The following is a 21,011-nucleotide window of genomic DNA, read 5'->3' on the forward strand; positions in this document are numbered from 1 at the left end:
TTGCTCCCGCTGGGCTGCGAAGCGGCCCCTGGTTCAGACTGACACACCGCCAGGGGACGCTACGCGTCCAGCGGGAGCTTGCTCCTTCGCCACCAGAGCCTCGCGTGCCCAGTGCTTTCCTTCGCCAGCGGCGCTACGCCATTAAACCTTTCGCGTTCCTGCGTGGTCACTGAGAGAACACTCCCAGGGCGCACGCGGCAGACATGGCGACATCCAACGACTTCGCAAGACAATGGTTCAGCGCCCGCGGCTGGAAGCCGTTCGCTTTTCAGAAGCAGGTCTGGGCCGCCGTCAAGCGTGAGGAATCGGGGTTGTTGCATGCCAGCACCGGCGCCGGCAAGACCTATGCAGTCTGGTTCGCCGCCCTCAACCGCTTCGCCCGACACCTTCCACCTGCGGATAAGCCGCGCAAACGCAAACCGCCGGCCGAACCGCTGACGGTGCTGTGGATCACACCGATGCGGGCCCTGGCCGCCGATACCGGCAAAGCCCTCGAAGCACCGCTGGCCGATCTGCAACTGCCCTGGAGCGTCGGCCTGCGCACCGGCGATACCAGCGCCAGCGAACGGGCCCGCCAAGGCCGACGCTTGCCCAGCACGCTGATTACCACCCCCGAAAGCCTGACCCTGATGCTCGCCCGGGCCGACGCGCAAACCGCGACTTCGACCCTACGCATGGTCGTGGTGGATGAGTGGCACGAGTTGATCGGCAACAAACGGGGGGTGCAGTTGCAATTGGCCCTGGCGCGCCTGCGCCACTGGAATCCCGGACTCATCGTCTGGGGTGTGTCCGCCACCTTGGGCAATCAGGCCCATGCCGAACAGGTGCTGCTGCCCCAAGGCAATGGCGTGAGCGTGCAAGGGGCCAATGGCAAGGAACTGGTGGTCGACACGCTGTTGCCGCCAGCCCTCGAGCGTTTTCCCTGGGCCGGACACATCGGCCTGAAAATGCTGCCCCAAGTGGTGGCAGAGATCGACGCCAGCAGCAGTTGCCTGGTGTTCACCAACACCCGGGCCCAATCGGAAATCTGGTATCAGGCGATCCTCGAGGCGAGACCCGACTGGGCCGGGCTGATCGCCCTGCACCACAGCTCGCTGTCCCGCGAGACCCGCGACTGGGTCGAAAGCGCCCTGAAGGACGGCCAGCTCAAAGCCGTAGTCTGCACCTCCAGCCTGGACCTGGGCGTGGACTTCCTGCCAGTGGAACGCGTGCTGCAGATCGGTTCGGCCAAGGGCGTGGCGCGCCTGATGCAGCGCGCCGGGCGCTCCGGTCACGCGCCGGGACGCGTCTCGCGAGTGACCCTGGTCCCAACCCATAGCCTGGAGTTGATCGAGGCCGCCGCTGCCCAGGACGCCGTGGCCCAACGGCGCATCGAACCTCGCGAATCACCCTACAAGCCCTTGGACGTGCTGGTGCAGCACCTGGTCAGCATGGCCCTGGGTGGCGGTTTCGTTCCCGAGGAACTGTTTGAAGAAGTGCGCGGCGCCTGGGCCTATCGCGACCTGAATTCGGCCGAATGGGCCTGGGCCCTGGCCTTCGTGCGTCACGGCGGCCTGTCGTTGACTGCCTACCCGGATTACCGGCGGGTCGAACCGGACGAGCATGGAATCTGGCGTGTGCCTGACGCCCGCCTGGCCCGCCGTCATCGCATGAGCATCGGCACCATCGTCAGCGATGCCAGCCTGCAATTGAAGTTCTGGAGCAAGGGCGGTGGCGGCAAGACCCTGGGCAGCGTGGAAGAAGGCTTTATCGCCCGTCTGCGACCCGGTGACGGTTTCCTGTTCGCCGGGCGGCTATTGGAACTGGTACGGGTCGAAGACATGACCGCCTACGTGCGACGCAGCCAGGCCAAAAAAGCCGCCGTCCCGCGCTGGAACGGCGGGCGGATGCCGCTTTCCAACGAACTGGCGGCCGCTGTCGTGGCCCGTCTCAGCGAGGCCGCCGCCGGCCGCTTCGCCGGCCCGGAGATGCAAGCGGTAAAGCCCCTGCTGCTGACCCAGCAACGCTGGTCCGGCTTGCCCACGCAAGACTCGCTGCTGGCTGAAACACTCAAGTCCCGGGAAGGCTGGCACCTGTTTCTGTACCCGTTTGCCGGGCGCCAGGTGCATCTCGGGCTGGCAAGCCTGATGGCCTGGCGCGTCAGCCAGCAGCAACCGGTGACGTTCTCCATCGCGGTCAATGACTACGGGCTGGAATTGCTCAGCGCCACGGCAGTGGACTGGTCCCGCTACCTGACTCCGCAATTGTTGAGCACCGAACATCTGCTGGCCGATGTGCTCGCCAGCCTCAACGCCGGCGAACTGGCCCTGCGGCGCTTTCGGGAAATCGCCCGGATCGCCGGGCTGGTGTTCGCCGGCTACCCCGGCGCACCGAAAAGCACCCGCCAGGTCCAGGCCTCCAGCGGGCTGTTCTTTCAGGTTTTCAAGCAGTACGACGCCGACAACCTGCTGCTGGCCCAGGCCGGTGAGGAAGTCTTGCGGGAAGAATTGGATATCCGTCGACTGGAGCAGACATTGGAACGCCTCAACGCGCTGAAGCTGGACCTGCATGTGATCAAACGCCCGACGCCCCTCGGCTTTCCGCTGTTGGTTGAGCGATTCAGGGAAAGCATGAGTTCGGAGAAGCTCGCCGATCGCATCCGGCGGATGGTCAGCGAGCTGGAGAAAACCGCCGATGACGTTGACGCCTGATGCCGGCGCCCTATCCAGTCAATCTGGCCGGTGAGGAACTCTGGCTGCTGCCGGAAAAAGCCCTGTATTGGCCCGCCCAGGAAACCCTGATGGTGGCCGATGTACATTTCGGCAAGGCTGCCGCCTATCGCAGCCTCGGCCAACCGGTGCCCCATGGCACCACGGCCAGTAACATCACAGTGCTGGACGGCCTGCTGGCTACCCTGCCCTGTCGACAGTTGATCTTTCTCGGGGATTTTCTCCACGGCCCCGGCTCCCATGCGACCGGCACCCTGAAAGCGCTTCACGACTGGCGTGGGCGTCATCCGCAGTTGGCGATAACGCTGATTCGCGGCAACCATGACAAACGCGCCGGCGATCCACCGTCGACCCTGAACATTCGCGTGGTGCCGGAGCCGCTGCTACTGGGCCCGTTCGCCGTGCAACACGAGCCCGACCCGCATCCCAGCCGTCATGTGCTCGCCGGGCATGTGCACCCGGTCTATCACCTGCGGGGCAAAGGGCGGGAACGCTTGCGCCTGGCGTGCTTTCGTCTGGGCAGCGAGATCAGCCTGCTACCGGCCTTCGGGGCATTCACGGGCGGTTATCGGGTCGAGCAAGACAACGACTGCAGGATTTTCGTCATCGGCGACGGCGAAATATGGCCCGTCAGCGCCACGCCCTAAGCTGCAAGCGAAGCACCGCGCCTCCTTGCAGCTTGTGGCTTTCAGCGTGCAGCTGAAGTCATGCTACAGGCGCAGGAGGCGGCTCGTCCGGAAGAGTGGGTTCGCCGGGCTCGGTAGGTTGTTCGTTAGGGGTGTCGGGATCAGGCTGGCCGGGGATGCCGCCCGCCGATTCGGCAGGATGGGCCAGCAGCGACCAGGCCATGACGCCGATCTGATTGGGCTCAAGCCTTGCCAGTTCGGCACTGATTCGCGGATCGATCTTCATAGAGCAACTCCTGAGCGAAGGCCCGCTGCGCTGACGCGAAAAAAAGCGGGCAGTACACCCAATAGAGTGCCTGCCCGCCCAGGAATTCCCTCAGCTCGTCAGATTCAGGTACGCGGCAGGGTCACACCGCGCTGGCCCTGATACTTGCCGCCCCGATCCTTGTAGGACACTTCACACTCCTCGTCGGACTCCAGGAACAGCATCTGCGCCACGCCTTCGTTGGCGTAGATCTTTGCCGGCAAGGTCGTGGTATTGGAGAACTCCAGGGTCACATGGCCTTCCCATTCCGGCTCCAGCGGCGTGACGTTGACGATGATGCCGCAGCGGGCGTAAGTGCTTTTGCCCAGGCAGATGGTCAGGACATTGCGCGGTATGCGGAAATACTCGACGGTGCGGGCCAGCGCGAACGAGTTCGGCGGGATGATGCAGACGTCGCTCTTGATGTCGACAAAGCTCTTCTCATCGAAATTCTTCGGGTCGACGGTCGCCGAATTGATGTTGGTGAACACCTTGAATTCGTCGGCGCAACGCACATCGTAGCCGTAGCTGGAGACACCGAAGGAGATCAGCCGGTCGGCACCTTCGCCACGCATCTGGCGTTCGACGAAGGGCTCGATCATGCCGTGCTCCTGCGCCATGCGGCGAATCCACTTGTCCGATTTGATGCTCATGGCGTGTGTCCTGAATAGCGAGGTGGAAAAAATACGTCCGGCATCTTACCGGGGCGCGGGGCCGGGTTCAAAGCGCAGGACGCAATTCTCGCCGATCCGCCTGGATTTACGGGGCCCTGCGGGCAGCGTCGGCGCCGTCAGTCACCAAATCCGAGAAACCTTCGCAAAGACCATTGGCACGTTCCGGAAAAAGGGTTAAGGTGGCGCCACTGTGCTGCTTGTGTCACTGAGAATCTCTACACGATATGTTGAATTTCGATCCAACCATCTACAAGAATTTTTCCTGCTCTTTGCACTCAGTCTCGGCCAGGGTTCTTCCTGAGTCGCAGTTATCTTTGTTCAAGGAGTTACACCATGTCTAATCGCCAAACCGGTACCGTTAAGTGGTTCAACGATGAAAAAGGCTTCGGCTTCATCACCCCACAATCCGGTGACGACCTGTTTGTTCACTTCAAAGCTATCCAATCCGACGGCTTCAAAAGCCTGAAAGAAGGCCAACAGGTTTCTTTCATCGCTACCCGCGGTCAGAAAGGCATGCAAGCTGAAGAAGTACAAGTTATTTAACTTGTCCTTGCTTTAGTAAAAAGCCCCGCCCTCAGAAGCGGGGCTTTTTTGTGTCTGTCAGTTTTGCCAGCGCACAAAAAACTGTGGGAGCGAGCTTGCTCGCGATAGCGGTCTGTCAGCTAACGTTGATGTTGCTGATCCACCGTTATCGCGAGCAAGCTCGCTCCCACAGGGGGGATATGGGTGAGCCTGGATTACCAGGTCACGCCAAATCCGGCCGTATAGCGGGTCTTGCTCAGGTCGCTGTCTTCGGAACCCTCGATGACATCTTTCTCGGCCTTGAGATTGAGCGATGCCCAGTCGGTGACCTTGTAGCGCAGCCCCACTTCCGTGTCGTAGGCGTACTCCGCCACGCCGGACAGCGGCTTGCCAACCTCTCCGTTGGTGAAGAACTCGACGCGCTTGCCTATCAGGTAGCGGTTGTAGTCCCATTTCATGGCGACGGAATAGAAGTTGTCCTTGCCACCGTCCTTGTATTCGTAATCGGTGCGGTTGAGCAACGAACCGAGGGAGAATGCACCCAGTTCGTCGTCCCAGAACTGGTAGCCAGGGCCGGTACCGACCACGCGCTGGCGAGCCAGGTCTTCGACCTTGTCGCGCTTGTAATTCAGGCGCCCCTGCCAGAACCATTTGTCCGTCAGGAACCGGTCGAGGGAATATTCCAGGCGCCAATTATCGGTGGACACCACGTCGTCCTGGAATTCGCGGTTGTATTCGCCTTCGGCGTTATGCCGCCAGCGGCCGTGGCGCGCCGAGGTCTTGAAGTCGATGTCGTAGTCGTCTGTATCGTTTTCCGCACGCTTGTAGTCCAACGCGGCGTCGATATTGCCCTTCCAGACGAGATCCTCGACGACTGGCTTGGGCTTGAGGATCTGCTGGATGCTGGCAAGCTCGACCGTCTTGGGCGCCTCGCCATTGGCCAGGGTCACCTTGCCATCTTCGGCGGCCTGCAACGACTTGGCTTTTTCGCCGCTGTAGGCGTCCTGCTTGACCAACAGCTGCTGGTCGCTTTCAAGGGTCTTGACCTGTTTCCAGTCGATGGGGATCGCACCGGCGTAATCGGTCTGAATCAGCAATTTGCCGCCATCGAAGACGGTGATCTTGCCGCTGAGTTTGTCGCCGTTCTTCAACCAGACGGTATCGGCAAGCAAGGGCATGGACACGCTGGTAACGGCTAGGCATAGCAGGGTTCTGGACAACATAAGCGTATAAAGAGCTCAAGTTTGCGTTGAAAAGGCGGCATTATCCCCCAGGACGACACCTCAGGAACGACTGACCCGAGTATTCCCGCTGAGTTCATTTCTCACCCGGTCCTGTAGGAATTAATCTACAAACGGACTCTTCCTACAGGAACCCTGCACCGTGACTGACAACCCCACGGACACCGAAAGCGCCGCTCACGTTCGCCGCACCACCCTTTACCTGACTCTGGCCCAAGTACCGGCGGGCAAAGTGGTCACCTACGGCCAGCTCGCCGAGATGGCCGGTCTCGGTCGTGCCGCACGCTGGGTCGGGCGCACCCTGAGCCAATTGCCCGATGACACCAGGCTGCCCTGGCACCGCGTGCTCGGTGCCGGCGGGCGAATCAGCCTGCCGGCGGGGAGCGTCTCAGGCGATGAACAACGCGCACGGCTGCGCACCGAGGGGATCAGTGTCCTGAATAATCGTGTTGATATTCAGCGCCATGGCTGGCGCCCGGTAGAGGACAGCGGTTAGAGTGCGCGCTTTGTTTTCGCAATTTTTGAGGCAGACTCCAGCCCATGCCCCGTAAAACCTGGCGCGCCGCCCTCGCCGCCTATGCCAGTCCCTCGACGCTCGTGCTGTTGCTGCTTGGCTTCGCCGCTGGCCTGCCCTACATGCTGGTGTTTTCCACGCTTTCGGTCTGGTTGCGCGAGGCCGGCGTGGCCCGCGAAACCATCGGCTATGCGAGCCTGATCGGTCTGGCTTACGCTTTCAAGTGGGTCTGGTCGCCGCTGCTCGACCAGTGGCGCCTGCCTCTGCTCGGCAAACTGGGCCGGCGCCGTTCCTGGCTGGTGCTCTCCCAGTCCCTGGTGATCCTGGGCCTGATCGGCATGGGCTTTTGCGATCCGCAAAAACATTTGTCATGGTTGATCGCCATCGCGGTGATCGTCGCCTTCGCCTCGGCCACGCAGGACATCGCCGTCGATGCCTATCGACTGGAAATCGCCGACGACACCCGCCAGGCCGCACTGGCCGCCAGCTACATGTCCGGTTATCGGGTCGCCGCCCTGCTGGCGACCGCCGGTGCGCTGTTTTTCGCCGAAGGCTTCGGCTCCACCGGTTTCAGCTACAAGCACTCGGCCTGGGCGGGCACGTACCTGTTGTTCGGCGTGCTGATGGTCCCGGCGCTGCTCACCTCGCTGCTCATGCGTGAACCGCCGGTACCGCTGCGCACGCAATTGCAGGCCGGACGCTACACGTTCGTCCACCAGTTGGCCTCGGTATTCGTGCTGATCGTGTTGCTGGTATCAGTCCCGGCGATGTTCACCCAGCTCTATAACACCGACTTCGCCAGCGTACTGTTCGAGGGCGTCAGCCTGCTCGACCTCCTGCTCGAAGACCGCGCCTTCCTGCGGGCGATCCTCTACATCATCCTGACCGCCCTGTGCCTGTCGTCCATGGGCCGCCGCGGCCTGGCGCCGGTACTGACACCGGTCAATGACTTCATTGTGCGCTACCGCTGGCAGGCCCTGCTGCTGCTCGGGCTGATCGCGACCTACCGGATGTCCGACACGGTCATGGGCGTCATGGCCAACGTCTTCTATATCGACCAGGGTTTCACCAAGGATCAGATCGCCAGCGTCAGCAAGATCTTCGGGCTCATCATGACCCTGGTCGGCGCCGGCATGGGCGGCCTGCTGATCGTGCGCTTCGGCATCCTGCCGATCCTGTTCATCGGCGGCGTCGCCTCGGCCGCTACCAACATCCTGTTCCTGATGTTGACCGACATGGGCGCCAACCTGAAGATGCTGATCCTGACCATCTCTCTGGACAACTTCAGCTCCGGCCTGGCGACATCGGCCTTCGTGGCCTACCTGTCGAGCCTGACCAACCTGAAGTTCTCGGCCACCCAATATGCGCTGCTCAGCTCGATCATGCTGTTGCTGCCGCGCCTGATCGGGGGTTATTCAGGAGTGATGGTGGAAAAGTTCGGCTATCACAACTTCTTCCTGATTACCGCGCTGCTGGGCGTCCCGACCCTGTTGTTGATTGCACTGCACTGGTTCCAGGAAAACCGCCGTCAGGGTGAGGCGCCCACCGTCGAACCGGCGCCCACCCGCCCGGCGGAAGAATCGTAGGAAACTTCAGTTTGTCCCTGGCGTCCGGCCACGCGCCTGTACGCCAGGGCATCTCGCCCGTACAATGCTCCGTCATTTCTCGTCATCAGCAACCGACAACGGCCAACCATGCGCACCAGTCAATTTTTGCTCGCCACACAGAAAGAAACGCCTTCCGACGCCGTCGTGATCAGCCATCAGCTGATGCTGCGTGCCGGCATGATCCGCAAACTCGCTTCGGGCCTGTACACCTGGCTGCCGATGGGCCTGCGGGTCATGCGCAAGGTTGAAGCCATCGTTCGCGAAGAAATGGACGCCGCCGGCTCTCTGGAAGTGTTGATGCCGGGTACCCAACCGGCCGAGCTGTGGCAGGAATCGGGACGCTGGGAAGAATACGGCCCCGAGCTGCTGCGCATCAAAGACCGCCACGGTCGTGACTTCTGTGCAGGTCCGACCCACGAGGAAGTGATCACCGATCTGATGCGCAATGAGCTGAGCAGCTACAAGCAGTTGCCGATCAACCTGTATCAGATCCAGACCAAGTTCCGCGATGAAATCCGCCCGCGCTTCGGCCTGATGCGCGGTCGCGAATTCATCATGAAGGACGCTTACTCGTTCCACACCGACCTGGCTTCACTGCAAGTCACCTATGACCGCATGCACCAGGCGTATTGCAACGTGTTCAGCCGCCTGGGCCTGAAATTCCGTCCGGTCGAAGCCGACAACGGCTCCATCGGTGGTGCCGGCTCCCATGAATTCCACGTACTGGCCGAGTCCGGTGAAGACGACATCGTCTTCAGCAATGGCTCCGACTACGCCGCCAACATCGAGAAAGCCGAAGCCGTGCCACGGGAAACGTCTCGCGCCGCGCCGACTGAAGAACTGCGCCTGGTCGACACACCGAACGCCAAGACCATCGCCCAGTTGGTGGAAGGCTACAACCTGCCCATCGAACGCACCATCAAGACCCTGATCGTGCGCGCCGAAGAAGCTGGCAAGCTGATCGCCCTGATCGTGCGCGGCGACCACGAACTCAACGAAATCAAGGCCGCCAACCAGCCAGGCGTCGCCAGCCCGCTGGTCATGGCCACCGAAGCCGAGCTGCGCGATGCAATCGGCGCCGGTGCCGGTTCCCTCGGCCCGCTGAACCTGCCATTGCCAATCATCATCGACCGCTCGGTGGAACTGATGAGCGACTTCGCCATCGGCGCCAACATCGATGACAAGCACTACTTCGGCGTGAACTGGGAACGCGACCTGCCGGTTCCCACCGTGGCGGACCTGCGCAACGTCGTAGCCGGCGACCCGAGCCCGGACGGCAAGGGCACGCTGGAAATCAAGCGAGGCATTGAAGTCGGGCACATCTTCCAGCTGGGCAACAAGTACAGCAAGGCGATGAAGTGCGAGGTGCTGGGCGAGAACGGCAAGCCGGTGACCCTTGAAATGGGTTGCTACGGTATCGGCGTTTCCCGCGTGGTGGCAGCTGCCATCGAACAGAACAACGACGAGAAGGGCATTATCTGGAGCGACACACTGGCGCCGTTCCAGATCGCCCTGGTGCCGCTGCGCTACGAAACCGACCTGGTGCGCGAAGCCACCGACAAGCTCTACGCCGAACTGACGGCCGCCGGCTTCGAAGTGCTGCTGGACGACCGTGACAAGAAAACCAGCCCCGGCATCAAGTTCGCCGACATGGAACTGATCGGCATCCCGCACCGGATCGTCGTCAGTGACCGAGGCCTGGCCGAAGGCAACCTGGAATACAAGAGCCGCACCGAAGCAGAGCCGCAAGCACTGCCGGTCGCCGAGGTCCTGTCGTTCCTCCAGGCCCGTATCCGCCGCTGAGACCAGATAGAGACGTCATGTTCAAGCGAAACACCTTAGGCCTCGGTGGCGTCGCCCTGTGCGGCGCCCTGTTGGTCAGTGGCTGTGCCAACCACATGTCACAACGCAGCGAGCACGAAGAGCGGGTCGAGCGCAAACTGCTCGACCACAGCCTGCAGATCGATGTTGGCGAACCCAAGGTGCTCGACCTGCCGCAGCGTCGGGTGCGGATCAATGAGCAGAAGACTTTCGAAGTCACGGAGTTCGAGGTCACCCGCCGTTACGATCGCTACACACCGTACCAACCCTGGCGAGAGATCTATGAGATCCCCCTCGGCGCGGTGGCGGTGGTGGCCGGTGTCGGCGCGAACGTGGTCAATGTGTTCGCCCTCGGCAACCTGCCGGAGTCGGTAACCCACGACTGGCTGAGCTATGGTTTCGCCGGGCTCAACCCGTTCATGAACGTCCCGTCCCATGGCCGCGCACAGCAGAATCTGGCGGGTATCGATGAAATCCAGCGGGACAAGCGTACGGAGCATTCGAGCCTGCCCTGGAGCGAGCGCCCGGTGGAGGTCAAGGCCGCCCGGCAGACATTCGAGCTGAGCACCGACCGCAACGGCGTGCTTCGCCTGAACCTGCTGGAAAGCCCGTTCGCCGAGCAAGACCTGAGCCAGTTCGGCAAATTGCAGATCAGCGTCACCGACGCCCAGGACGAGGTCCACACCGACTCATCCCTGAGCCTGAGCAGCACCCTGCGCAGCAAGTTGGTGGAAGCCCACGCCTTGATTTATGACGACCTGGAAGACGACGAGGTGAGCCAATGGGTCCACCGGGTCAAGCGCCTGTCGGAACTGGGCCTCGAAGAAGAAGCCAGCGAACTGGAACAGAGCCTGATCGAACTCACACGCAACGATCCGGAGCTGCAGACTGAATTCATGAAAGCCCTGACCAAGGATGGCGGGCGGTTGGTGGCGGATCCGGGGGCTCACTGAGACACACAGCCCTGTGGCGAGGGAGCTTGCTCCCGCTGGGTCGCACAGCGACCCTGAAACCGCCGCCTCGGTGTATCAGCCAAATTGAATCCACTGTTTTGGGTCTGCTTCGCAGCCCAGCGGGAGCAAGCTCCCTCGCCACAAAAGCAGATCCATATTGCCTTTCCCGGCAACCTCACCGCTCAAACAACTCCAACTGCTCGAACCCACCGCGCAAATCTTCCAGCCGCACCCCGATCCCCAACAATCGCACCGGTTTGCCGCCACGGTTGAACGCCTGGGTCAGCAGCAATTGGTAGCTGCCCAGGTCCCGCCCCGCCCCGGCCTGTTCCAGCGTGGTCTGAGTAAAGTCGTGGAACTTCACTTTGACAAACGGCTTGCCCGGTCGGTAGCTGCTGTCGATCCGCGCCATGCGTCCACTGAGGGTCTGCATCAATTCCGGCAGTTTCGCCAGACAACTGGCCAGATCCGGCAGGTCGACGTCGTAGGTATTTTCCACACTGATGGACTGCCGCCGGCTGTCGTTGTGCACCAGCCGATCGTCGATCCCACGGGCCAGGCTCCAGAGTCGCTCGCCGAAACTGCCGAATTCACGCACCAGCGCCAGCTTGTCCCATTGCCGCAAGTGCAGGCAATCGACGATGCCAAGACGGTTCAGCTTGTCGGCGGTGACTTTGCCTACCCCATGAAGCTTGCTGACCGGCAGCGCCGCGACGAAATCCTCGACCTGGTCCGGCGTAATGACGAACAGCCCGTTGGGCTTTTTCCAATCGCTGGCAATCTTGGCGAGGAATTTGTTCGGCGCGACCCCGGCGGACACCGTGATGTGCAACTGATTGGAAACCCGTCGGCGAATGTCCTGGGCGATGCGAGTGGCGCTGCCACCGAAATGCGCGCTGGCGGACACATCCAAGTAAGCCTCGTCCAGGGACAACGGCTCGATCAGGTCCGTGTAATCGCGGAAAATCCCCTGGATTTCCTTCGACGCCTCCCGATAGGCCTCCATCCGTGGTTTGACAATGATCAGGTCAGGGCAAAGCTTCAGCGCATGCCCGGAGGACATCGCCGAACGCACCCCGTAGGCCCGCGCTTCATAGTTACAAGTGGCAATCACACCCCGCCGATCCGCGGAGCCGCCTACCGCCATGGGTTTGCCGGCCAGCCGCGGGTCGTCGCGCATTTCGATGGCGGCATAGAAACAGTCACAGTCGACATGGATGATTTTACGTTGCGTCATAACGAGCGAGATGTGCGACGGATCGGGCGCTCAGTATCGCATCGGTTACTGTATATAGCACCAGTACTGCGAAAGATCCTTCGACTACCCGCGAAAACGCCTACGTAAATGTGTTTCTTCAATCGCAGCGAACCTTGCGATAGAGCGCCAGCCCTTGCCAGACCTGCGTTACAGCGCTGTCACATTTCATCCTCATAGGCTAAACGCTTGAACCGAAACAGGTTTTTTTGCAGTTGGGGTTGACAGTCGCTCGATCCTCTGTAGAATGCCGCCTCACAGACGCGGGATGGAGCAGCCTGGTAGCTCGTCGGGCTCATAACCCGAAGGTCGTCGGTTCAAATCCGGCTCCCGCAACCAAACATCAAAAAAGGCCATTCGAAAGAATGGCCTTTTTTGTGCCTGTAAATCCTTGCAGCTCACGCACGCACCTCCTGTGGGAGCGAGCCTGCTCGCGATAGCGTCGGCACCTTCCACATCAATGCAATCTGATCCAGCGCCAAAATGGGCTGGCGGCGACTTGTGAGCGCCAGTTGTAGGACAATTTCCTTTTTGATTTCGCGCATTTAACCGCGCCGCACGTGAATTGGCCGCTTATTTGAACCTACCCTCGTTTAACGGTTGACACTCAAGCGTTCGCCTGTAGAATGCCGCCACACAGACGCGGGATGGAGCAGTCTGGTAGCTCGTCGGGCTCATAACCCGAAGGTCGTCGGTTCAAATCCGGCTCCCGCAACCAAATATCAAGAAAGGCTGCTCGAAAGAGTGGCCTTTTTTGTGTCTGCCGAAAAAAGGCTACATTACAAATTTTTTGTAATTATTTTCTGCCGCAGGGATTGGTAACTTGGCTGGATAGCCCCATCCTGTCGCGCATAGCTCAAGAGGTGATTGATGCGCGCCCACTCGTCTGACCCGCAAGACCCCGCTACTGCGACACAGCCGATCAAGGCCGAGCGACTGCGTTGGATGGATCGCATCAGCCAGTACCGCCAGCCCATCGGCCTTGCCGTCACGCTGTTGTTGTTTGCGATTGCATTGATTGCCTGCCGCCACCTGTTGAGCGAACTCGACCTGTATGCCCTGCACGACTCCATCCTGGACGTGCCGAGGCCTGCCCTGCTCGGCGCGATTGCCGCCACCGTCGCCGGTTTCATCATTCTGCTGGGCTATGAGTGGTCCGCCGCTCGTTATGCTGGAGTGACACTGCCACCGCAGACGATGATCCTGGGTGGATTCAGCGCCTTTGCCATCGGCAACGCCATCGGCCTGTCGCTGCTATCGGGTGGGTCGGTCCGCTATCGTCTGTATGCGCGCCATGGCCTGGGGGCGTCGGACGTCGCCCACATGACGCTGTTCGCCAGCTTGTCCCTGGGTTGCGCACTGCCGCCACTGGCGGCGCTGGCAACGCTCAGTAACCTGCCAGCCGCCTCCGCCGCACTCCACCTGCCTGCCGCCTTGCTGGGCTCGATCGCCCTGGCGGTGTTGTTGCTCACCAGCGTCCTGGCCATCGGCATTTACCGTCGGCGCCTGCCGGAACAGCCCCATCGCGACAGCCTGCTGGTCAAGGCCGGGCGCCGCACGCTGCGCCTGCCGGGCCGCCGCCTGACTTTCCTGCAACTGGTCATCACCGCCCTGGATGTGGCCGCAGCTGCCACCGTGCTGTATCTGTTGCTGCCTGAAGCACCGCCGTTTGGCGCGTTCCTGCTGGTATACCTGTTGGCGCTGGCCGCCGGTGTGCTCAGTCATGTTCCGGGCGGGGTCGGGGTTTTCGAAGCGATCCTGCTGGCCGCGTTTGCCGACAAACTGGGGGCCGCGCCGCTGGCCGCCGCCCTGCTGTTGTATCGCCTGATCTACGTATTGCTGCCGATGCTGGTGGCCTGTGTGCTGCTGCTGATCAACGAGGCACAACGGCTGTTCCAGACGCGCCAGACCTTGCGGGCGGCTTCGGGTTTCGCCGCGCCGATCCTGGCGGTGCTGGTGTTCCTGTCTGGTGTGGTGCTGCTGTTTTCCGGAGTGACGCCGGAAATCGATACTCGCCTGGAGCACATCGGTTTTCTGATCCCTCATCGACTGGTGGATGCCTCGCACTTCGGCGCCAGCCTGGTGGGCGTGCTCTGTCTGTTGCTCGCGCAGGGCCTGCGTCGACGCTTGTCGGCCGCCTGGATGCTGACCACCGTTCTGCTGCTGGTGGGCGCACTGCTCTCGCTGCTTAAGGGCTTCGATTGGGAAGAAGCCACCCTGCTGACGCTGACCGCGGCCCTTCTCGCGATCTTCCGGCGCTCCTTCTATCGCCCAAGCCGCCTGACGGAACTGCCCTTTTCCCCACTGTTCCTGATCGCCAGCCTCTGCGTGCTCGGCGCATCGATCTGGCTGCTGTTGTTCGCCTATCAGGACGTGCCCTACAGCCATCAACTGTGGTGGCAGTTCACCCTGGATGCCGACGCCCCGCGTGGCCTGCGCTCGCTGCTGGGCGCTGCGGTGTTGTTGGTGGTGGTGTCGCTGACCTGGCTGCTGCGCACGGCGCGCCCGGTGATCCACTTGCCCACGGCCGAAGAGCTGGAACGGGCCAGGACCATCCTCATGGCCTCCTCGCAGCCCGACGGCGGCCTGGCCCTGACCGGTGACAAGGCGCTGCTGTTCCACCCCGACGACCAGGCATTCCTGATGTATGCCCGCCGTGGCCGCAGCCTGGTGGCGCTGTATGACCCGATCGGCCCGACCCAGCAACGTGCCGAGATGATCTGGCAGTTCCGCGACCTGTGTGACGTCTACCATGCTCGCCCGGTGTTCTATCAGGTGCGCGCCGAGAACTTGCCGTACTACATGGACATCGGTCTGACGGCGATCAAGCTGGGCGAGGAAGCACGGGTCGACCTCAAGCGGTTCGATCTGGAGGCCAAGGGCAAGGAGATGAAAGACCTGCGCTACACCTGGAACCGTGGCACCCGTGACGGCCTTTCGCTGGAGATCCACGAACCGGGCCAGGCGCCGATGGAGGAGCTCAAGGTCATTTCCGATGCCTGGCTGACGGGCAAGAACGTGCGCGAGAAAGGCTTCTCCCTGGGGCGCTTCAGCGATGACTACCTCAAACACTTCCGCATCGCGGTGATTCGTTTCGAAGGTCGCCCGGTGGCGTTCGCCAACCTGCTGGAAACCCACAGCCATGAGCTGGCGAGCCTGGACCTGATGCGCGCCCACCCCGACGCCCCGAAGCTGACCATGGAATTCATGATGGTCGGCCTGATCCAACATTATAAAAACCATGACTACGCCCGCTTCAGCCTCGGCATGGTCCCGTTGTCGGGCCTGCAACCGCGCCGCGGTGCGCCGCTGACCCAACGCCTGGGTTCGATGGTGTTCCGCCGTGGCGAGCAGCTCTACAATTTCCAGGGGCTGCGCCGCTTCAAAGATAAATTCCAGCCTGACTGGGAACCTCGTTACATGGCCGTGCCCGCCGGACTCGATCCACTGGTGGCGCTGGCCGATACCGCCGCCCTGATTGCAGGCGGCCTGACTGGACTGGTGAAACGCTGATGATGCAACGCTCCTGGCGATATGTAGTGGCCGCCCTGCTGGTACTGGCGGTGATTCTCGGTGGCGGCTACTGGTACTGGAACCGCCCCGCCCCGCAACCGACCCTGGAACAGCTGGCGCCTGCCGACGGCGTAGCCATGACCCGTGTCATCCCCGGCACCAAGCCGCGCGCCCAGGTACTGGTGGCCGTCAATGAAGACCAGAAACTCAGCGACACCCAACTGACCACCCTCAGCCGCAGCGGCTCGGCGCAGATCGTCCAGGTGATCCTGCCCCAGGATTGCATACTGCAAGGACGCGCCCTGCAAGCCGGCCTGCGCCAGCTCCAGGGACCGGCCACGCTGGTCAGCGGCATCGGCCCGGGTGCCGTGTTGGCCTGGCGCTGGCTGGCCGAGCAGAAGGATGACAAGGCCAAGGCCGTTTCGGTGGACCTGGCCCTGGAAAAACCCGGCTGCACCCATCTGCTGCCTAAAAGCGCAGCCCACGGCCACTGGCTGGTGGCCTGGAACGACAACCCCGACGACACCAGTGCCGGTTTCGTACGGGACCAGAAAAACGCCGAAACCAGCATCAGTGACTACGACATCAACCTGCCGCAAGTGCTGAACAATGAACTGCGCAAGATCCTGGTCGGCGCCGAGAAAGGCAAGGGCGGCCTGGCCATCCCGGTAGTCGAGGTTCCAGCCAGCCAGGCCCGGGACACCGTGACCTTGTTCCTCTCCGGAGACGGCGGCTGGCGCGACCTGGACCGCGACGTGGCCGATGAGATGGCCAAGATCGGTTACCCGGTGGTCGGCATCGACACCCTGCGCTACTACTGGCAGCACAAGAGCCCTGAGCAAAGCGCGCTGGACCTCGCGGAATTGATGCAGCACTACCGGCAGATCTGGGGCACCAAGCGTTTCATCCTGACCGGCTATTCGTTCGGCGCCGATGTGTTGCCGGCCATCTACAACCGCCTGCCGGCCACCGAACAACAGCGGGTCGATGCGATCATCCTGCTGGCCTTCGCCCGCACCGGCAGCTTCGAAATCGAAGTCGAAGGCTGGCTTGGCAACGCCGGCACCGAAGCGGCCACTGGCCCGGAAATGGCCAAGCTGCCAGCCGAGAAGGTGGTGTGCATCTACGGTGGCGAGGAAGCCGACGAAAGCGGCTGCACCGACAAGACTGCGGTAGGCGAAGCGATCAAGCTACCGGGCGGTCATCACTTCGACGAAAACTACCCGGCCCTGGCCAGGCGCCTGATCGATGAGATCAACAAGCGCCAGGCCAAGCCTGCCGATCAGTAAACCGATCGAGCCCGACAGAAAAGCCCTTGCCGTCTCCGGACCGCAGGGGCTTTTTATCGAATAGGCGCTGCAAACCCACCGTGGCGAGGGAGGTTGCTCCCGCTCGATTGCGCAGCAATCGCAAAAAGCGGGGGCCGCTGCGCGACCCAGCGGGAGCAAGCTCCCTCGCCACAGGTGCCTCATGCCACTCACAAAAAAGCCCCCGCTGCCGCAAGACAACGGGGGCTTATTGTGGATCGGAACTACATCTCCACCTGCGTCCCCAACTCAATCACCCGGTTCAGCGGCAGATTGAAAAAGCGCAGGTTGCCGTTGGCATTCTTCAGCAGGAAGGCGAACAGCAGCTCGCGCCAGCGGGCCATGCCTTCGAGCTTGGAGGCGATGATCGTTTCGCGGCTGAGGAAGTAGGTGGTCCGCATCGGGCTGAAGTCCAGCTCATCCAGGTGACACAACTTGAGTGCCTGCGGGACGTCCGGTTCGTCGGTGAAGCCGAAGTGCAGGATCACCCGGAAGAACCCTTCGCCATAGGCGTCGACCTCGAAGCGGCGCTGCGGCGGGACGCGGGGGATGTCCTCGTATACCACCGTCAGCAACACCACTTGTTCGTGCAGCACCTGGTTATGCAACAGGTTGTGCAACAACGCATGGGGCACAGCGTCCGAGCGCGCCGTGAGGAAAACGGCAGTGCCTTGCACGCGATGGGGTGGCTGCACGCGGATACTGCTGATGAAAATCGGCAGCGGCAACGCGCCTTCGTCCAGGCGCTCGACCAGGATCTGCTTGCCACGCTTCCAGGTGGTCATCAGCACGAACAAGGCAATCCCCGCAACGACCGGGAAGGCACCACCCTGGATGATCTTCGGCACGTTGGCGGCGAAGTACAGGCCGTCTACCAAGAGGAAGCCGATCAGCACCGGGACCGCCAGCAGCGGCGGCCATTTCCACAACAGCAGCATGACCGCCGACACCAGAATCGTGGTCATCAGCATGGTGCCCGTCACCGCAACACCATAAGCCGAAGCCAGCGCGCCGGAGGATTCGAACCCCAGCACCAGCAGCACCACGCCAACCATCAGCGACCAGTTCACCGCACCAATGTAGATCTGCCCCTGTTCGGCGCTGGACGTGTGCTGGATGTACATGCGCGGAATGTACCCGAGTTGGATCGCCTGGCGCGTCAAGGAGAACGCCCCGGAGATCACCGCTTGCGAGGCGATCACGGTCGCCAGGGTCGACAGGCCCACCAGCGGGATTAGCGCCCAGCTCGGTGCCAGCAGATAGAACGGGTTGCGCGCCGCCTCCGGATCGCCCAGCAGCAATGCGCCCTGGCCAAAGTAATTGAGCACCAGCGCCGGCAGCACCAGGATGAACCAGGCGCGGGCAATGGGCTTGCGGCCGAAGTGGCCCATGTCGGCGTACAGCGCTTCGGCGCCGGTCAGCGCCAGCACCACGGCGCCGAGGATCGCCACGCCCATGCCCGGATGAACGACAAAGAACCGCACGGCCCAGACCGGGTTCATCGCCTGCAGCACTTCCGGGTGCTGGATGATGCCGTACACGCCGAGGGCACCGAGCACCAGGAACCAGGTGACCATGATCGGCCCGAACAGAATGCCGATCCGCGCGGTGCCGTGGCGCTGGATCAGGAACAGCGCCACCAGCACCACCAGTGACAGCGGCACCACCCAGTGATCGATGCCGTCAAAGGCCAGACCCAGGCCCTCGATGGCCGAGAGCACCGAGATCGCCGGGGTGATCATGCTGTCGCCGTAGAACAGCGCCGCGCCGATCAGGCCGCAGACCACCAGGAAGGTACGCAGGCGCGCCCTGCCCGCGGCCGCCCGTCGAGCCAGGGCCGTGAGCGCCATGATTCCACCCTCGCCCTGGTTGTCAGCCCGCAGGACGAACATCATGTACTTGATTGAAACGACCCAGATCAGCGACCAGAAAATCAGTGACAGGATTCCCAGCACCCCGTCGTGGTTGACAGGCACGCCGTAGCCGCCGGAAAACACTTCTTTAAGGGTGTACAACGGGCTCGTGCCGATGTCGCCATAAACCACCCCGACCGCCGCGACCAGCATGCTCAGCGGTTTTGCTGCCGAATGCTCGGCACCTGCCGCCTGACTACTTGCATGAGCCATCCAACACTCCCGATTCCCAGACCTGTCTTCTTCAACGAAGCACTATGCTTTTGTAGATGCAGCATGCGCTGTTTTACGCATTGTTACAGACGTTTCCTTGACTCAGTAAACCGTCAGGACACAAAGGCGCGAAGCATAGCGCAGCACTCGTCGTTTTTCCCTGTATAAAGCTGGTCAAGTGCCTCGGCCACCGCTAGAATTGCGCACTTTTTGATCAGAGGCGCGTCAGGCGCCCTGTCTCGGCCAGAGACGATCCCCCTACACCGAGGTTAGACATGTCCACCACTACCGCGCCAGCCAACCCGAAGGTCGGCTTCGTATCCCTGGGTTGCCCGAAGGCTCTGGTCGACTCCGAGCGCATCCTGACCCAGCTGCGCATGGAAGGCTACGACGTCGTGTCCACGTATCAGGACGCCGACGTGGTGGTGGTCAATACCTGCGGCTTCATCGACTCGGCCAAGGCCGAATCCCTGGAAGTCATCGGCGAAGCCATCAAGGAAAACGGCAAGGTCATCGTCACCGGCTGCATGGGCGTGGAAGAAGGCAACATCCGCGACGTGCACCCCAGCGTGCTGGCCGTGACCGGTCCGCAGCAGTACGAGCAGGTGGTCAGCGCGGTGCACGAAGTGGTTCCGCCGAAACAGGACCACAACCCGCTGATCGACCTGGTGCCGCCACAAGGTATCAAGCTGACCCCGCGCCATTACGCTTACCTGAAGATTTCCGAAGGCTGCAACCACAGCTGCAGCTTCTGCATCATTCCGTCGATGCGCGGCAAACTGGTCAGCCGTCCGGTGGGCGATGTACTCGACGAGGCCCAGCGCCTGGTCAAGTCCGGCGTCAAGGAACTGCTGGTGATCTCCCAGGACACCAGCGCCTACGGCGTCGATGTGAAATACCGCACCGGCTTCTGGAACGGCGCGCCGGTGAAGACCCGCATGACCGAACTGTGCGAAGCCCTCAGCACCCTCGGCGTCTGGGTCCGCCTGCATTACGTCTACCCGTACCCGCATGTCGACGAGCTGATCCCGCTGATGGCCGCCGGCAAGATCCTGCCGTACCTGGATATTCCGTTCCAGCACGCCAGCCCGAAAGTCCTCAAGGCCATGAAACGCCCGGCTTTCGAAGACAAGACCCTGGCCCGTATCAAGAACTGGCGTGAAATCTGCCCGGACTTGATCATCCGCTCGACTTTCATCGTCGGCTTCCCCGGCGAAACCGAAGAAGACTTCCAATACCTGCTGGACTGGCTGACCGAAGCCCAGCTCGACCGCGTCGGCTGCTTCCAGTACTCCCCGGTCGAAGGCGCACCGGCCAACGACCTGAACCTGGACGTGGTGCCGGACGACGTCAAGCAGGACCGTTGGGAACGCTTCATGGCGCACCAGCAAGCCATCAGCTCGGCCCGTCTGCAAATGCGCATCGGCCGTGAAATCGAAGTGCTGGTGGATGAAGTGGACGAACAAGGCGCCGTGGGCCGCTGCTTCTTCGACGCCCCGGAAATCGACGGCAACGTGTTCATCGACAATGGCAGTAACCTCAAGCCGGGCGACAAGGTCTGGTGCAAGGTGACGGATGCCGATGAATATGACTTGTGGGCTGAGCAGATCGGCTGACCAATTTCCAGCGTTGTAACGACCACCCGTGGCGAGGGAGCTTGCTCCCGCTGGGTCGCGCAGCGGCCCCGGCTTTTTGCGATTGCTACGCAATCGAGCAGGAGCAAGCTCCCTCGCCACAGGTCCGCATCCCCCGTCACTGTTTCGCCTGTCTCAAAAAAAATCATAAAGCCCCGCTCTTGCGACAAGATGCGGGGCTTTTTTACGACTATCGTGTGGAAACC

At 62.0% G+C, this 21,011-nt stretch carries 16 protein-coding genes and 2 tRNA genes; 12 read left to right on the top strand and 6 right to left on the bottom strand.

What is annotated here, in order from left to right; translation table 11 throughout:
* The first annotated feature begins 203 nt into the window (after positions 1 to 203).
* Together ACLEJQ_RS00130 and pdeM are read left to right on the top strand one after the other, a co-directional pair.
* Positions 204 to 2,690, top strand: coding sequence for a ligase-associated DNA damage response DEXH box helicase (locus ACLEJQ_RS00130; RefSeq protein ID WP_440791067.1), 2,487 nt, complete (start codon positions 204 to 206; stop codon positions 2,688 to 2,690).
* Complete coding sequence (gene pdeM, locus ACLEJQ_RS00135; RefSeq protein WP_440791068.1) at positions 2,690 to 3,355, top strand: ligase-associated DNA damage response endonuclease PdeM; 666 nt, start codon at positions 2,690 to 2,692, stop codon at positions 3,353 to 3,355. The genes ACLEJQ_RS00130 and pdeM overlap by 1 nt, the downstream gene beginning before the upstream one ends.
* 58 nt (positions 3,356 to 3,413) lie before the next feature.
* Here the strand turns inward: pdeM and ACLEJQ_RS00140 are convergent, their stop codons facing one another.
* Both ACLEJQ_RS00140 and dcd read right to left on the bottom strand, forming a co-directional pair.
* A complete protein-coding gene (locus tag ACLEJQ_RS00140) occupies positions 3,414 to 3,620 on the bottom strand; it encodes a hypothetical protein (RefSeq protein WP_440791070.1) in 207 nt (68 codons plus the stop codon).
* 104 nt (positions 3,621 to 3,724) lie between these two features.
* The gene (dcd, locus tag ACLEJQ_RS00145) at positions 3,725 to 4,291 is read right to left on the bottom strand and encodes a dCTP deaminase (protein WP_017126297.1); all 567 of its coding nucleotides are present in this window, start codon (positions 4,289 to 4,291) and stop codon (positions 3,725 to 3,727) included.
* A gap of 354 nt (positions 4,292 to 4,645) precedes the next feature.
* Between dcd and ACLEJQ_RS00150 the strand changes: the two genes are divergently transcribed.
* Entirely contained in the window at positions 4,646 to 4,855 is a 210-nt protein-coding gene (locus ACLEJQ_RS00150) for a cold-shock protein (RefSeq protein ID WP_002554837.1), read from the top strand.
* 194 nt (positions 4,856 to 5,049) lie between these two features.
* Here the strand turns inward: ACLEJQ_RS00150 and ACLEJQ_RS00155 are convergent, their stop codons facing one another.
* A complete protein-coding gene (locus ACLEJQ_RS00155) occupies positions 5,050 to 6,057 on the bottom strand; it encodes a DUF481 domain-containing protein (protein WP_440791072.1) in 1,008 nt (335 codons plus the stop codon).
* 160 nt (positions 6,058 to 6,217) lie between these two features.
* Between ACLEJQ_RS00155 and ACLEJQ_RS00160 the strand changes: the two genes are divergently transcribed.
* The 4 genes from ACLEJQ_RS00160 to ACLEJQ_RS00175 all read left to right on the top strand — a co-directional run bounded on the left by ACLEJQ_RS00160 (position 6,218) and on the right by ACLEJQ_RS00175 (position 10,970).
* On the top strand, positions 6,218 to 6,571 hold the full coding sequence (locus tag ACLEJQ_RS00160; RefSeq protein WP_440791074.1) for an MGMT family protein: 354 nt from the start codon (positions 6,218 to 6,220) through the stop codon (positions 6,569 to 6,571).
* 44 nt (positions 6,572 to 6,615) lie between these two features.
* Positions 6,616 to 8,175 (top strand): AmpG family muropeptide MFS transporter, encoded by a 1,560-nt coding sequence (locus tag ACLEJQ_RS00165; protein ID WP_440791075.1) that lies wholly within the window; start codon positions 6,616 to 6,618, stop codon positions 8,173 to 8,175.
* A gap of 108 nt (positions 8,176 to 8,283) precedes the next feature.
* Positions 8,284 to 9,999, top strand: a complete 1,716-nt coding sequence (locus ACLEJQ_RS00170; protein ID WP_440791077.1) for a proline--tRNA ligase — start codon at positions 8,284 to 8,286, stop codon at positions 9,997 to 9,999.
* 17 nt (positions 10,000 to 10,016) lie between these two features.
* Complete coding sequence (locus ACLEJQ_RS00175) at positions 10,017 to 10,970, top strand: hypothetical protein (protein WP_440791078.1); 954 nt, start codon at positions 10,017 to 10,019, stop codon at positions 10,968 to 10,970.
* A 175-nt stretch (positions 10,971 to 11,145) separates the two neighbouring features.
* Here ACLEJQ_RS00175 and dinB read toward each other — a convergent pair whose 3' ends face one another.
* Complete coding sequence (dinB, locus tag ACLEJQ_RS00180) at positions 11,146 to 12,207, bottom strand: DNA polymerase IV (RefSeq protein ID WP_440791080.1); 1,062 nt, start codon at positions 12,205 to 12,207, stop codon at positions 11,146 to 11,148.
* 280 nt (positions 12,208 to 12,487) lie between these two features.
* On the opposite strand from dinB, the gene ACLEJQ_RS00185 reads away from it, so the two are divergent.
* Positions 12,488 to 12,564 (top strand) — tRNA-Met (locus tag ACLEJQ_RS00185).
* 59 nt (positions 12,565 to 12,623) lie between these two features.
* Here the strand turns inward: ACLEJQ_RS00185 and ACLEJQ_RS00190 are convergent.
* Positions 12,624 to 12,770: a hypothetical protein gene (locus ACLEJQ_RS00190; protein WP_440791082.1), complete on the bottom strand. Its 147-nt coding sequence runs from the start codon at positions 12,768 to 12,770 to the stop codon at positions 12,624 to 12,626.
* 96 nt (positions 12,771 to 12,866) lie between these two features.
* Between ACLEJQ_RS00190 and ACLEJQ_RS00195 the strand changes: the two genes are divergently transcribed.
* From ACLEJQ_RS00195 to ACLEJQ_RS00205, 3 genes are all read left to right on the top strand, one after another.
* Positions 12,867 to 12,943 (top strand) — tRNA-Met (locus ACLEJQ_RS00195).
* Positions 12,944 to 13,095: 152 nt separating this feature from the next.
* Entirely contained in the window at positions 13,096 to 15,738 is a 2,643-nt protein-coding gene (gene mprF / locus ACLEJQ_RS00200) for a bifunctional lysylphosphatidylglycerol flippase/synthetase MprF (RefSeq protein ID WP_440791084.1), read from the top strand.
* A complete protein-coding gene (locus tag ACLEJQ_RS00205) occupies positions 15,738 to 17,027 on the top strand; it encodes a virulence factor family protein (RefSeq protein WP_440791086.1) in 1,290 nt (429 codons plus the stop codon). Before mprF ends, ACLEJQ_RS00205 begins: the two co-directional genes overlap by 1 nt.
* A 242-nt stretch (positions 17,028 to 17,269) precedes the next feature.
* Here the strand turns inward: ACLEJQ_RS00205 and ACLEJQ_RS00210 are convergent, their stop codons facing one another.
* On the bottom strand, positions 17,270 to 19,111 hold the full coding sequence (locus ACLEJQ_RS00210; protein ID WP_440791628.1) for a potassium transporter Kup: 1,842 nt from the start codon (positions 19,109 to 19,111) through the stop codon (positions 17,270 to 17,272).
* Positions 19,112 to 19,446: 335 nt separating this feature from the next.
* Between ACLEJQ_RS00210 and rimO the strand changes: the two genes are divergently transcribed.
* Positions 19,447 to 20,787, top strand: a complete 1,341-nt coding sequence (gene rimO / locus ACLEJQ_RS00215; protein ID WP_440791088.1) for a 30S ribosomal protein S12 methylthiotransferase RimO — start codon at positions 19,447 to 19,449, stop codon at positions 20,785 to 20,787.
* The last annotated feature ends 224 nt before the right edge of the window (positions 20,788 to 21,011 follow it).

The sequence above is a fragment of the Pseudomonas sp. SMV71 genome, from assembly GCF_052042015.1.
GTDB lineage: Bacteria > Pseudomonadota > Gammaproteobacteria > Pseudomonadales > Pseudomonadaceae > Aquipseudomonas.